Origin of the sequence: Paenibacillus sp. FSL R7-0297, from assembly GCF_038009025.1 — a bacterium.
GTDB lineage: Bacteria > Bacillota > Bacilli > Paenibacillales > Paenibacillaceae > Paenibacillus_AQ.
This window is the reverse complement of sequence record NZ_JBBPAQ010000001.1, coordinates 3,805,116-3,817,681: the sequence shown is the minus strand read 5'-3', so window position 1 is coordinate 3,817,681 and position 12,566 is coordinate 3,805,116. Positions and strand designations below refer to the sequence as shown.

Genomic DNA, 12,566 nt, shown 5'->3' with positions numbered 1-12,566 from the left:
CTTAATAGCTCTCCAGCTGCGCCAGGTAATTATTATAGTTGGCTTTGATCTCTTCCATGGAGTCGCCGCCGAATTTATCCAGGAAAGCCTTGGCAATCTCCCAGGCCACCACATTCTCCAGTACAACACAGGCTGCCGGAACTGCGCAGGCATCCGAACGTTCAACCTGGGCAGTGAACGGTTCCTTCGTATCAATATCTACGCTTTGCAGAGGCTTATACAACGTCGGAATCGGCTTCATTACTCCGCGGACCACCACCGGCATCCCATTGGTCATTCCGCCTTCGAAACCGCCCAGCCGGTTGCTTGCCCGGTAGTATCCTTGTGAGGCTTCATACATTATCTCGTCATGAACCTGTGAGCCGCGCAGCTTACCGGCCTCGAAGCCGATGCCGATCTCCACACCTTTGAAGGCATTAATCGACATAACGGCTCCGGCGATGGCTCCATCGAGCTTGCGGTCAGACTGCACATGACTGCCAAGGCCGACCGGCAGACCCTCGACAATACATTCCACAATCCCGCCGATAGAGTCGCCTTCCTCCTTGATCTTGTCTATGTAAGCCTCCATCTTCTGTTCCGTCTCTTTGTCCACGACTCTCACAGAGGACTCTTCTGTCTGCGCAATCAGTTCATCTACCGTAAGCTGATTGGCTGGTGCTTCGATTTCACCGATGCGGATCACTTGTCCGGCAATCTTCACCCCGAATGCTGCCAGCAATTGGCGGGCTACTGCGCCTACCGCGACCCGGGCAGCCGTCTCACGGGCGCTGGAGCGCTCCAGTACATTGCGCAGATCCGTAAGGTTATACTTCAAGCCGCCGTTCAGGTCGGCATGTCCGGGACGCGGACGGTTGACCCGGCGCTTCTCCTCATCACTGCCTGGAATCGGCTCGATATTCATAATGTTCTTCCAGTGCGTCCAGTCCTTGTTCTCCACCACCAGGGCAACAGGAGCACCCGTTGTGGAACCGTGGCGTACGCCGCCTACAATCTCGGCGGTATCCTTCTCAATCTGCATCCGGCGTCCGCGGCCGTAGCCCTTCTGTCTCCGGTGCAGCTGGAAATTAAGCTCTTCGAAATCAAGTGTCAAATTGCTGGGCAATCCCTCAATAATGGCTGTAAGCTGGGGGCCGTGCGTTTCCCCCGCTGTTAAATAGCGTAAATTCATGCTGCGTTCCCCCTTCACACTTTTAGACTGTAAACCACTAAATTGCTAAATGTCTTTGCTTATTATAGTATAGGCCATCGGCTTTGACAAGAAAGCGGTCACCTTCAAGTGCCACTCTATTCCTCAACAAGAACAGCGCCGCTCCTGCTCTTTCGAGCAGAAACGGCGCTGCTGTGCATCCCCGCCCTAAGAACCTGTCTCCAGCTGCCGGTTACCCGGTGCGGGAGGCAGGCTGCCGGTTCTGCCCTCCTCCGCTGCAAGCAGGCTCTGCAGCTGCAGCTCCTCAATCCCGAGAACCTGTCCGCATTCGCGGACTGTGAGGAAGCCGCGTCGATACGCGGCTATAACCTTGCTTTTGTCCATCTACTATAACAACCTTTCACTTGGCATACGGTTTCTACTCTTCAGTATCACTGAAAAGAAGTTAAAGTATACCTGTGGCGACAGGCCCTGCGGATAAGCAACCGTTCCCTATTTCTTGCGGTAGAAGAAGGTTTCTGTAGATTCGAATCCATACTGCGCGGGCGTGAAAATCTGTTCCGTGCTGCCCACGAACAGATAGCCGCCGGGACGCAGGCTGGCCGAGAATTTGTGATACAGCTTATTCTTGGCTTCTTCAGTGAAATAGATCATTACATTCCGGCAGATGATCAGGTCGAAGCCTTCATCAAACTTATCGAGCAGCAGATTCTGCTTACGGAAATCGATACTCTTCTTCAGCCCATCACTGACCTTGAACACGGGTCCCTCCGGAGTGAAATACCGGTCAGCCACATCTTTAGGGACATCTTTTAAGGAACGCTCCAGATATAACCCCTGCTTCGCTTTGGCCAATGCCCCGTCATCAATATCTGTTGCCAGAATACCGGTCTGGGCCAGAATATTCTTGTCTGACAGGATCATCGCCAGTGTATAAGGTTCTTCTCCGGTAGAACAGGCGGCACTCCACAGCTTCAGTCTGCGGCCGGAACGCTGAAGATCAGGCAGAATAACATCCCTTAATACTTCCCAGCGGTTCGGATTACGCCAGAATTCGGAGACATTAATGGTCATCCGGTCGAGAAATTCATAGAATAAAGCCTTGTCCTTCATCATTGCGGCATAAAAATCACTAAAAGAATTGTAACCGTTCTTCATGCGGAGCGTCGTAAGACGCCGCTTCATCTGCGCTTCCTTATACTGGGCGAGATCAATTCCGGTGCTCTGTTTGACATTATGAATAAATCCGGTGTAATCCGGGTCTGGGGTTAATGCGGGTTCTTCACGTTCTGCCATAAATATTCTCCTGTCTCCCGCCGGACCTTACATCCAGACTGAGATGTCTTTGTTATACTGGGCCAGTTCAGACGGAGCAAAGAAATTGGCAATTTCACGTGCTGCGCTTTCCGGCGAGTCTGATCCGTGGATCAAATTAAGCGGGGTGTGGCTGGCATAGTCACCGCGGATCGTTCCCGGCAATGCCTCGCCCACTTTGGTTTTGCCGATCAGCAGACGCGACAGTGCTACAACATCATCGCCTTCCCATACCATGGCAAACACAGGACCGGAGGTGATAAAGCCTACCAGTTCCGGGAAGAAATCTTTACCTTCATGCTCTGCGTAGTGCTTCTTGGCTTGTGCTTCCGTAATGGTAATCAGCTTCGCAGCAACCAGCTTGAATCCCTTATCCTCCAGGCGGGCGACAATACGCCCGATCAATCCGCGTTGTACACCGTCTGGTTTGATCATCAGATACGTTTGTTCCATAGAGTCACTCTCCATTTCCCCAATTCTTAATGAATGCTAGGTTTGTCTATACGGGATTGCATAATCAGGTTGTTCATTGTCTGATATTATCAGAAACCTCGGCATCTGTGAACGCTTAATCTACGGAAGCTGCCAGATTAATAAGCGCGTCCTGTGACAAAAAAGGCGATGTCGCGCAGATTACGTTTGGTCCTGTTGCCCGGGAGCTGCTCCAGCGCCTCCAGCGCCTTAGAGATGTAACGGGAAGCCAGCTCCTCCGCACGGGCAATTCCGTCCCCGGAAAGGATCAGGTCGATTGCACGGCCAACCCCGCCATTCCCCGCGCGGATCCGTTCCAGCTCTTCCATCAGTCCTTCGCGCAGCCTTGAGTCCTGCAGGCTGTAAATCACCGGCAATGTAATGTTGCCCTGGCGCATATCACTGCCAGGCGGTTTGCCGATTTGCTTCTCCGTTCCGGAAAGATCGAGCAGATCATCACGGATCTGAAACGCCATCCCCACGTTATATCCGTAATTATAGAGCAGCCTTGCTGTCTCCGGCTCTGCTTCTGCAGCCAGGGCGCCGAGCTGACAGCTGACGGCTATTAGCAGTGCTGTCTTGCGGCGGATTCTCCGCAGGTAATGACGTACGCTCTGCCCGCTGTTGAAGAAATCACGAATCTGCTCCATCTCTCCGATTGACATCTCCACCATAGCTTTGGAGAGAATCTGATGAATCCGGGGATTCTTCAGCTCCGAAGTCATGACCAGTGCCTTGGCATAGATATAGTCGCCGGTATACATGGCGATCTTGTCGCCCCATTTCGCCTTGACGGTGGGCTCCCCCCGCCGCAGTTCAGCATCATCGATGACATCATCGTGGACAAGCGAGGCGCTATGTATCAGCTCCAGCGGAATTGCAACACGCTTCAGCTTGTCGAGGTCATATTGTCCGAATTTGCCGCCCATGAGGACAAATACCGGACGAAGGCGCTTGCCTCCCGCCTTGAGCAGGTGCAGCGAGGTTTCTGTCAGCAGGTCATCATCACCCTGGACACTGCGGTACAGTTCCTTTTCAATCTGATCCATATCTTTGTTCAGCAAGCCGAATATTTGCATTCGCTTCATTCTTTCACCCGTGTCAGCAGATTGTGGCTCCAAAGCTCCATCTTCACTTCCTGCGGCAGCAGGCCCATTTCATAGGCATAGCGGAAATAGAGGTTGAGACCTTCCTGCTGCCTTTCCCCAAAGTCGTAACATAAATTACGGAAATAATCGTTCCAATAGGATGCCGTACCTCCGATAGTGCAGCAGGCTTCATGTGTAATTGGCCCCAGATCGCGCAGGCCCCGTCTTTTACTGACGGCAAAGGCTTCCGCAATCTCGGCAATCGCTTCCGGATTACGCAAAGCAGCCCCGCGGTTAACGGCCCAGACGGCAAAAGTCATGCTGAGTCCGGTCCATTCCTTCCATAGCTCGCCCAGATCCGTTACGTAATATCCCTGATCCTGCCAGGATGCACGGATGGCATGATCCCCGATCAGCAGGCAGGCATCTGCCTGCTCCATCATTTCGTTCAGATCAGGAGGGACACTGATGTACTCAGGGGTGGCAACTATAGCTTTGTCCATCAGAATTTTCAGCAGATTGACAGAAGTGGCCGATGTATTCGTTACGGCGATCCTGCCGCTGCCGATAGACTGCACCGGCATTCTTGAGAAGAGCAGGATCGATTTGACCGGCCCGTCAGCACTGACAGACAGATCCGGAAGCAGCAGAAGCCGGTCGCTGGCCGCTGCGTACGCGAAGGAGGATAATGCGCCTACATGAATGCTCCCGGCAGCCATGCCTTGATTGAGAATGGCGGGTACTTCACTCACCATCTCTGCCGGGAAGCTTAGAGAAGAAGGATGGAAATTATGAAATACCGGCCATGAGTTGGTGTAACTGATTTTACCGATAACGGTGTGCTCTGGATGTGTCATCCTTCATTCCCCCCATCTGCGAAATAAAGTATGTTCAATATTAAAGCTGTCCAGCACTTTGCCTACCATGAAATTAATCAGATCATCGATTGTTACAGGTCCAAAATAAAACGCCGGCATCGCCGGGATAAGCTTGACTCCCATCCGGGACAGCTTCAGCATATTCTCCAGGTGAATCGCGTGCAGCGGTGTCTCCCGGGGAACAAGCACCAAAGGGCGCCCTTCCTTCAGCATGACATCCGCAGCCCGCGTCATCAGATTGTCGGAACTGCCCTGCGCTACAGCAGACAGTGTTCCCATCGAGCAAGGCATAATGATCATCCCTTCCGTCCGGAAGGAACCGCTGGCAATTGAAGCACCAATATCTGCGATAGGGTGATACAGAAGAGAACCGGGATAGCTGCTGAACCGCCCGTCCAGAAACCCTTCCCGGTCTGAGGCCGTGAAGCCTAATTCTTCTTTGAAGACGCGCCAGCCTGCATTGCTAACCACCAGATGCACCGTGTAACCGAGCGAGAGCAGGGTTTCTGTCAGCCGGATGCCGTAGATCCCGCCGCTCGCGCCGGTAATGCCAACCACGAAATTTTTAGGCTTACGCTCGTTCATTTGTAGAACTGCACCACCAGGTCAATCAGAGTAAAGGAAAAGACTACAATACTAAGCACCCCGTTCATTGTGAAAAACGCCGTCTGCAGTTTACTGAGGTCGCTTGGGGATACGATATAATGCTCATAGAATAAAATAATGTAGGCAATCAGCATACCTGCCACATACCACCAGCTCAATTCAGTAATAAAGAGCAGCGATACAAATCCGATTCCCGTAAGCAGATGAAACACCTTGGCAATAAGGAGCGCACGGGCAACTCCGAAGCGGACAGGAATAGAGTACAGCCCTTCCTTAAGATCAAATTCCACATCCTGGCAGGAATAAATAATATCAAAACCCGCTGTCCAAAAAACGATAGTGAAATAGAATACCATGGAGGTCCAATCTACAGTGCCCGTAACCGCAACCCAGCCCCCCAGCGGCGCAAGTGCGATGGTAAGACCGAGAATCAGGTGGCAAGCCCAGGTAAAGCGTTTCGTGAACGAATAGAACACCAGCAGGAAAACAGCAATCGGCAGCAGCTTCGCTGACAGCGGATTCAGCTTAAACGCAGCCCAGAACAGCAAAAAGAACGAGAAGGCGATAAATAGCGATACTTCTCCAACCTTCAGCAGTCCTGCAGGAATCGCTCTCCCGGCTGTCCGGGGATTCTTCGCATCACTGATCCGGTCGATCAGCCGGTTAAGTCCCATAGCCGCGCTGCGTGCACCGAACATGGCAATCACAACCCAGCCGATCTGGCTCCAGGAAGGCAGTTCACCAAACATTACAACCGATCCGAGCAAAGCGCCCATAAAAGCAAAGGGTAGTGCAAAAACCGTATGTTCAAATTTAATCATTTGTAGAAAAATGCCGATTTTCTTAAACATTGCTGTTCTCCTTGACCCCAATATGTAATGCCGCGATGCCGCCGGTCAAGGGGAAGGATTCCACTTTTTGCAAGCCGGTTTCACGGAAGATCACTGCCAGCTGTTCTCTGTCCGGGAACAGGGCGAGTGACTCGGGAAGCCACTTATATTGCTCATACCGCTTGGCAAAAAGCTTGCCGAGCAACGGAAGCACACGCTGGAAATAGAAATAATAAATCCCTTTGAACGGCTGCTTCATCGGCTTCGAAAGCTCCAGGCATACCACCATACCGCCCGGCTTCACCACACGCTTCATTTCGTTCAGCACTTGAACGGGATCAGGCACATTGCGGAGTCCAAAGCCAATCGTCGCATAATCGAACGAATTATCGCCGAAGGGCAGATCCATTGCATTGCCCTGAATCAGGGATATCCGGTCCTGGAGTCCGCGCCCCTCTACCTTACGCTTGCCGACCTCCAGCATGCCTGCACTGAAATCCAGTCCCATGACACAGCCGGTCTCGCTGGCCTCAGCCAGGGCGATGCTCCAGTCGCAGGTCCCGCAGCACAGATCCACTGCCGAATCCCCGCGCTTCATGTTCATCTTACGCATTGTAAACTTGCGCCACGCTTTATGGCGGCGGAAGCTAAGGATATCGTTCATTAGGTCGTATTTGCCGGCAATGCTCTCAAATACAGAATGTACGAATTGTTCTTTCGGCTTGATGCCTTGGTCACCCATAACGGAAGTTTTATCTACGGTCATTCTCTAACCCTCCACGGCAGCTTGTCCGGAAATTTTCATTTGCAGAAGAAGGCGGTTCAGCGCAGCACTAAGCTCACTGATCAGTTCCTCGTCCTTGATACCCTGCAGCAATCCCTGAATGGACTCAAGTGATGCATGCAGCTTGTCTGTCAGCAGGGCATCACATTTGCTTCTTAGCTTAAGCTTCTTCCAATCCCTGATGTCCAGTTCCTGCTCACCCAGCAGCTGGCGCTCCTCTTCCGTCGCTGACTCCAGCACCTTCCAGTAGCAGTAGCCTTCCAGAGCACTTACTGGGTCTGTGCCGCGGCGCAGCTCCTGCGTTACGGTTTCACACTGGCTGAACTCCACCAGCAGCTTCTCCCAGCTATCCCGGAGCGGCTCCTCAATCATCGGTGTAAAAGAAAGAAACAGCCTCATATTGAGCTGTACCGTGTGCTTTAAATATTGTTCGGCTGTGAAAAGCATTCCTTTCATCTTGCCGTAAAGATTAGCTTTCATCACATTAAAATCAGCGATAGCCGTGCTTAGAATGCCCACCATCTCAATTTGTTCATGTTTGGCGAGCAGATGGTAGAACCAGCTGCTGAAGTAATCGCCGGCCAGCACCTTAAGCTGGCGGGAACGCATCATATCACCGCCGGGCTCATCCTGATAACGGTCGATGCTCTCATGTGTATCCAGCCCGAGCTGCACAAGCCCGGTCACCAGAGTGAACAGCTCTTCACTCTGGAATCCGGCACTCCTGCCGTGACCCAGAAAAATATATAACAAATGACCCCGCCCGTCTGAGAACGGCGGCAATTCCGTATGCCGCTGAATCATGTCGTAGTCGGTGTAGGGTTTAGCCAGTTGCGGTATGCGGTATGGTTTCATTTCAGCCTCCGAAGCCATTGACGTTTGACTATATCTTTGTTCACAATCTTGTCTATTATATCACATGTTTTTTGGTCACGCACGGTCGTGCATTCTAGTTTCTTTTACCCACTTCAGGGATAAATGAACTGTTTTTTCCACAGCTCGCTTTCACTAATGCGGAAGCCGTTCTTCAGAGAACCGGGCAGCGGGGAATTGCCGGCATTCTGCAGCTCATCCTGCAGCCGGGGAGACCATTCCTTCCGGCGGATGTCACCAGCCAGCAGCAGGCGGCGGGTATCCAGCCATTTATCCTCAGCCACCACACGGAGCAGCAGCTGATCAACATTGCCGGTCTCCTGAAAGGCAAAAGCAATCGCCAGCGCCATGTTCTGATACAGCTCCTGCGGTTCATGGTCATTGCCGGTCACCTTAAGATCCAGAGTTAACACCTGGTCCTTCCAGCCCGCCTTGTCTATAACCAGGCTAAAGGGAATCTCCCCGAGCATATCTACCAGATTGTCATCGCCCAGAACGGTGCTGTCCCGGCTTATAGTCTCCACTGTACCATAGGCGCCCTGGGGGACTGTCCCGAGACTGGCCAGCTGAGGCAGCAGCATGGTAGACGCCGCGGTCAGCAGCAAAACAGTTCCAATCAGCCAGCTCCGGTTCATGACAAGCCCCCTTACTCAGAATTTCCGCTGCGCAGCAGGATTATACCGTACCGCTGACAGCCCTATATCTAGTTATATTTTTAAAAAAAGCAGGCTATGCCTGCTTCTCAGCTTTCACTCTCTAATTGTCCGTGTTTGCTCCAGATTTCAGCTTTGCCGCGGATTTTCATTGCTGAGGTATGATCTGTGAATTGGGCAATGAGGACTTCGCCTTTATCGAGCTTCTCCGTATGGTGAAAGCGGGTATCCAAGCCCCTTGTCAGTCCGATGACCTGAACTCCGTTCTCTTTGGCTTTGATTACGATATAATCGCTGCCTGATGGTGCAGGATTCACTTCATTGTGCTTCTCAGTCATTTATGATCCTCCTTAAAGTTTGGTTAGCCTATGCTTCTAAAAAACAAATGCCGCCTTGGAGGGCGGCATAGTTGTTATTCAAGGACTATGGGATAGATATGTAGAAATCTCTATTTGATTCCGTCTTTCAGCGCTTTACCGGGTTTGAATGCCGGTACCTTGCTCGAAGGAATTTCGATTTCTTCACCAGTCTGCGGGTTGCGGCCTTTGCGTGCGGAACGTTCGCGCACTTCAAAGTTTCCGAATCCAACCAGCTGTACTTTATCTCCGCTTTGCAGCGCACCTGTGATAGCTTCGAAAACGGCATCTACCGCTTTAGTAGCATCTTTCTTGGGAAGTTCAGTTGCTTCTGTAACTACGTTGATCAAATCTGATTTGTTCATGTTTTCTCACCTCCCTGGGCAAATTTCCGGTATCATACACTGTTTCCGTTTCAACGCAAAATATACGTGATAATCCCGTTTATTACTGGATACTGGCGCCTCTCTTCTAGAAGCGCAACAAACTTATAGTAATACAGCCCACCCATAATTTCAAGGCGTTACTCAAAAAAGGAGCAGAAAGTAGCATGTTTCCACCTGTTTTCGGGGTATCGTGCAGTCTATTACTACCAATTATACCGTAAAAACGGAGTCTTCCCTGGGAGAATCCCCCTTTTCTCCGCTGGTAAGCTATCCTCGAAATCTTAAAAATCAGCAGCAAAAAAGAGCGGAAATTCTTCCGCTCTTCTCGCAAGCCTGCTTACATTTAGAGAATGATGGCAATCAGTCCGCCTGAACCTTCGTTAATAATTCGGCCCAGCGTTTCCTGCAGCTTATAGCGGGCATTATCCGGCATCATGGCAATCTTGCCCTGGATGCCCTCACGGACGATGGAATGCAGGGAACGGCCAAAGATATCCGACTCCCAGATCTTGATCGGGTCATTCTCAAAGTCCTGCATCAGGTAACGCACCAGCTCTTCACTCTGCTTCTCTGTGCCGATAATCGGCGAGAATTCAGATTCGACATCGACCCGGATCATATGGATCGAAGGTGCTGTAGCCTTCAGCCGGACTCCGAAGCGGGAGCCCTGACGGATCAACTCAGGCTCATCCAGAGCCATCTCGGCCAAGGATGGGGCTGCGATACCATAACCTGTAGTTTTGACCATCTCCAGTGCTTCCGAGAAGCGGTCATACTCACGTTTGGCATGGGAGAAGTCCTGCATCAGCTGGAGCAGATGGTCTTTGCCGCGGATCTCCACGCCGACCACCTCCATGAGAACCTGATCATACAGCTCTTCAGGAGCGTATAGATCGATCTCCGCTACCCCCTGGCCCATGTTCATGCCGCTGAGGCCAGCCCTGTCGATGAAATCATATTCTGTAAACTGGGAGACGAGCCGGTCCACATCCCGCAGGCGGCGGATATCCTTCACCGTATCGCGGACAGAATTCTCGTAGCTGCTGCGCAGCCAGTGATTCTCGCCCAGCACCATAACCCAGCTTGGCAGATTGACATTAACTTCATGTACTGGGAATTCATACAGCACTTCACGGAGTACCCCGGTCACATCATCTTCCGTCATATTGGCGGCACTGAGTGTCATTACCGGAATATCATATTTGAGCGCGAGCTCGTTGCGCAGCTGCTGTGCTTCCTCACTGCGCGGCCGGGTGGAGTTGATTACAAGCACAAACGGCTTGCCAACCTCCTTCAGCTCAGCGATGACGCGCTCTTCGGAATCCACATACGAGTTCCGGGGAATTTCAGCAATCGTACCGTCGGTTGTCACTACCACACCGAGTGTGGAATGCTCCTGAATCACTTTGCGTGTGCCGATCTCAGCCGCTTCCTGGAACGGAATCGGTTCCTCAAACCACGGTGTTGAGATCATACGCGGACCATTCTCATCCTCGTAACCTTTGGCACCTTCTACTGCATAACCCACACAATCGACCAGCCGGACATTGACTTCCAGACCCTCCGCCACCTTGATCTGCACCGCGTTATTCGGTACAAATTTGGGCTCAGTGGTCATAATTGTTTTGCCCGCCGCACTTTGCGGCAGTTCATCCACCGCTCTTACCCGGTCCGCTTCACTTGTGATGTTCGGAAGAACAATCGTTTCCATGAACCGTTTAATGAATGTCGATTTCCCCGTGCGAACCGCGCCGACGACGCCGAGATAAATGTCTCCGCCGGTACGCTCGGCAATGTCCTTGAAAATATCCACTTTTTCCAAAAGAGATCCCCTCCTCATATTACTCCGAAGAAAAAATGCCTGAAGAGCATCGACTTCGCGTTCCGCCGGCAAACTGACCCTTGCAGGACAACCACCGGACTAAGCTTTGTCCGCCCGAAGCCTAGCTACTGCCTGAGGCGGAACATGTTGCCCCGCGCTAAACTCCGAATGCTCGGACATGCATTTGGACTAGTATCATCATATGTATCCAGAACGGATTTATGACCCTCGTCCGTGCATTTTGCAGCTGAAATTTTGTATGCCCGCTCTAGAACGCCAATGCGTCACGACGCCCGGAAGTCTTCTCATCAATCCTATGAAGCCGGGTTTTCGCCTAGAACCACTATATGGATTGAACTCAGGAATTTCAGTCCACTTCAGCAAAAAAAGCCCGTTTGAGCATCCAGCATTCTCCTCCAGATTGCCGGCAGACAGCCAAAATAACCCGGAAACCCCGGGCAGCTGCCAGTGGAGCAATCGAACTGCGGATTATACCGGATGAACAAGAGAAGGCTGTCCCAGGCAGCCAATTCGCTGCTTTGGGACAGCCTTCTCAAGCTTCTATTCCAGCGGAGCCTGCGGAACCGGCCGGCCGTCAACCCACAAATAAGGCAATGACTTAACGGGTACGTAATACGACGCCTGCTCCAGCTCCAGACGCAAGTCTCTGTCCGCCTCAGGCGCCCCGCCATTCTTATCTATAGCTGAGCTGATATCCGCACCGTAATCAGCGTATACCGTTCCGTCCTTGTCCATAAGGAGCTGCAGGGGCAGGCCGGAATATACACTGATCAGCTTAATAGACGCTGTTCCTGCCTTCTTGGCATCAATCGCAGTGAGGTCCGGATACACTTCTTCTTCCGCCGGTAGTTCTCCACCATGTGCGGACTTATAGAGGTTAACCTTGCGCTGGACATCATTAACCTTCTGCGCGGTCACCAGGTCCATCAGCTTCACCTGAGGATCACTTTCTTCGTCCAGAATCAGAAAATACGCGCTGCCGCCCTTCTCAAAAGCCGCTGCCGGTATTTCATCTAGGTACCCAGCTTGCTGCAGCTTATTAAGATCGACCACGAATTTCTCATATCTTGGCGTTGCTTCATCGCTGGTCTTAATCGGAAGCAGGCCCTCCTGCTCCTGATAGTCATCTACCGCTGCCTGCACCCGCTTCACACTCTCGCGGTACACGCTGCCTGGCTGCCGCTGCTCAGAATCACCGGGATACATGCAGCCCCCAAGTGACCATAGCAGTAGGCCAACCCAAGGCAGCAGGGCTGCTCTTCTCAGCGATTGCCGGCGTTTCACCTGATACATGGAGTTGATAAATACGCCCCCTTTTCTGGTTATCTGCTAAG

General features: G+C 51.9%; 15 protein-coding genes. All 15 read right to left on the bottom strand.

The window, feature by feature from the left end; translation table 11 throughout:
- Position 1 precedes the first annotated feature (1 nt).
- Positions 2 to 1,171 carry a chorismate synthase gene (gene aroC / locus MKZ24_RS16715; RefSeq protein ID WP_042237634.1) on the bottom strand — a complete coding sequence of 390 codons (1,170 nt, stop codon included), beginning with the start codon at positions 1,169 to 1,171 and terminating at the stop codon, positions 2 to 4.
- A gap of 186 nt (positions 1,172 to 1,357) precedes the next feature.
- A complete protein-coding gene (locus MKZ24_RS16710; protein ID WP_167549564.1) occupies positions 1,358 to 1,534 on the bottom strand; it encodes a hypothetical protein in 177 nt (58 codons plus the stop codon).
- Between the two features lie 108 nt (positions 1,535 to 1,642).
- Positions 1,643 to 2,446 (bottom strand): CheR family methyltransferase, encoded by an 804-nt coding sequence (locus tag MKZ24_RS16705; RefSeq protein WP_042237635.1) that lies wholly within the window; start codon positions 2,444 to 2,446, stop codon positions 1,643 to 1,645.
- A 27-nt stretch (positions 2,447 to 2,473) separates the two neighbouring features.
- A complete protein-coding gene (gene ndk, locus MKZ24_RS16700) occupies positions 2,474 to 2,917 on the bottom strand; it encodes a nucleoside-diphosphate kinase (RefSeq protein ID WP_042237637.1) in 444 nt (147 codons plus the stop codon).
- 137 nt (positions 2,918 to 3,054) lie between these two features.
- Positions 3,055 to 4,023 carry a polyprenyl synthetase family protein gene (locus tag MKZ24_RS16695; protein ID WP_340784683.1) on the bottom strand — a complete coding sequence of 323 codons (969 nt, stop codon included), beginning with the start codon at positions 4,021 to 4,023 and terminating at the stop codon, positions 3,055 to 3,057.
- Positions 4,020 to 4,880, bottom strand: a complete 861-nt coding sequence (locus MKZ24_RS16690; protein ID WP_042237640.1) for a menaquinone biosynthetic enzyme MqnA/MqnD family protein — start codon at positions 4,878 to 4,880, stop codon at positions 4,020 to 4,022. The genes MKZ24_RS16695 and MKZ24_RS16690 overlap by 4 nt, the downstream gene beginning before the upstream one ends.
- A gap of 3 nt (positions 4,881 to 4,883) precedes the next feature.
- Positions 4,884 to 5,486, bottom strand: coding sequence for a UbiX family flavin prenyltransferase (locus MKZ24_RS16685; protein WP_042237641.1), 603 nt, complete (start codon positions 5,484 to 5,486; stop codon positions 4,884 to 4,886).
- Positions 5,483 to 6,358, bottom strand: a complete 876-nt coding sequence (locus MKZ24_RS16680; RefSeq protein WP_039301813.1) for a UbiA-like polyprenyltransferase — start codon at positions 6,356 to 6,358, stop codon at positions 5,483 to 5,485. The genes MKZ24_RS16685 and MKZ24_RS16680 overlap by 4 nt, the downstream gene beginning before the upstream one ends.
- Positions 6,351 to 7,079: a demethylmenaquinone methyltransferase gene (locus MKZ24_RS16675; protein ID WP_042242904.1), complete on the bottom strand. Its 729-nt coding sequence runs from the start codon at positions 7,077 to 7,079 to the stop codon at positions 6,351 to 6,353. The genes MKZ24_RS16680 and MKZ24_RS16675 overlap by 8 nt, the downstream gene beginning before the upstream one ends.
- A 27-nt stretch (positions 7,080 to 7,106) precedes the next feature.
- Positions 7,107 to 7,976, bottom strand: a complete 870-nt coding sequence (locus MKZ24_RS16670; RefSeq protein WP_042237643.1) for a heptaprenyl diphosphate synthase component 1 — start codon at positions 7,974 to 7,976, stop codon at positions 7,107 to 7,109.
- Positions 7,977 to 8,089: 113 nt separating this feature from the next.
- Positions 8,090 to 8,629 (bottom strand): hypothetical protein, encoded by a 540-nt coding sequence (locus tag MKZ24_RS16665; RefSeq protein ID WP_042237645.1) that lies wholly within the window; start codon positions 8,627 to 8,629, stop codon positions 8,090 to 8,092.
- 107 nt (positions 8,630 to 8,736) lie between these two features.
- Positions 8,737 to 8,985, bottom strand: a complete 249-nt coding sequence (gene mtrB, locus MKZ24_RS16660; RefSeq protein ID WP_042138627.1) for a trp RNA-binding attenuation protein MtrB — start codon at positions 8,983 to 8,985, stop codon at positions 8,737 to 8,739.
- A 110-nt stretch (positions 8,986 to 9,095) separates the two neighbouring features.
- The gene (locus tag MKZ24_RS16655) at positions 9,096 to 9,368 is read right to left on the bottom strand and encodes an HU family DNA-binding protein (protein ID WP_019909963.1); all 273 of its coding nucleotides are present in this window, start codon (positions 9,366 to 9,368) and stop codon (positions 9,096 to 9,098) included.
- 364 nt (positions 9,369 to 9,732) lie between these two features.
- Positions 9,733 to 11,211, bottom strand: a complete 1,479-nt coding sequence (gene spoIVA, locus MKZ24_RS16650; protein WP_039301803.1) for a stage IV sporulation protein A — start codon at positions 11,209 to 11,211, stop codon at positions 9,733 to 9,735.
- A 561-nt stretch (positions 11,212 to 11,772) separates the two neighbouring features.
- Positions 11,773 to 12,525, bottom strand: a complete 753-nt coding sequence (locus tag MKZ24_RS16645; protein WP_340784672.1) for a hypothetical protein — start codon at positions 12,523 to 12,525, stop codon at positions 11,773 to 11,775.
- Between the last annotated feature and the right edge of the window lie 41 nt (positions 12,526 to 12,566).

Excerpts from the sequence above, each read along its gene's own strand:
- aroC (WP_042237634.1), bottom strand. The coding sequence starts at position 1,171 with ATGAATTTACGCTATTTAACAGCGGGGGAAACGCACGGCCCCCAGCTT.
- MKZ24_RS16710 (WP_167549564.1), bottom strand. The coding sequence starts at position 1,534 with ATGGACAAAAGCAAGGTTATAGCCGCGTATCGACGCGGCTTCCTCACA.
- MKZ24_RS16705 (WP_042237635.1), bottom strand. The coding sequence starts at position 2,446 with ATGGCAGAACGTGAAGAACCCGCATTAACCCCAGACCCGGATTACACC.
- ndk (WP_042237637.1), bottom strand. The coding sequence starts at position 2,917 with ATGGAACAAACGTATCTGATGATCAAACCAGACGGTGTACAACGCGGA.
- MKZ24_RS16695 (WP_340784683.1), bottom strand. The coding sequence starts at position 4,023 with ATGAAGCGAATGCAAATATTCGGCTTGCTGAACAAAGATATGGATCAG.
- MKZ24_RS16690 (WP_042237640.1), bottom strand. The coding sequence starts at position 4,880 with ATGACACATCCAGAGCACACCGTTATCGGTAAAATCAGTTACACCAAC.
- MKZ24_RS16685 (WP_042237641.1), bottom strand. The coding sequence starts at position 5,486 with ATGAACGAGCGTAAGCCTAAAAATTTCGTGGTTGGCATTACCGGCGCG.
- MKZ24_RS16680 (WP_039301813.1), bottom strand. The coding sequence starts at position 6,358 with ATGTTTAAGAAAATCGGCATTTTTCTACAAATGATTAAATTTGAACAT.
- MKZ24_RS16675 (WP_042242904.1), bottom strand. The coding sequence starts at position 7,079 with ATGGGTGACCAAGGCATCAAGCCGAAAGAACAATTCGTACATTCTGTA.
- MKZ24_RS16670 (WP_042237643.1), bottom strand. The coding sequence starts at position 7,976 with ATGAAACCATACCGCATACCGCAACTGGCTAAACCCTACACCGACTAC.
- MKZ24_RS16665 (WP_042237645.1), bottom strand. The coding sequence starts at position 8,629 with ATGAACCGGAGCTGGCTGATTGGAACTGTTTTGCTGCTGACCGCGGCG.
- mtrB (WP_042138627.1), bottom strand. The coding sequence starts at position 8,985 with ATGACTGAGAAGCACAATGAAGTGAATCCTGCACCATCAGGCAGCGAT.
- MKZ24_RS16655 (WP_019909963.1), bottom strand. The coding sequence starts at position 9,368 with ATGAACAAATCAGATTTGATCAACGTAGTTACAGAAGCAACTGAACTT.
- MKZ24_RS16645 (WP_340784672.1), bottom strand. The coding sequence starts at position 12,525 with ATGTATCAGGTGAAACGCCGGCAATCGCTGAGAAGAGCAGCCCTGCTG.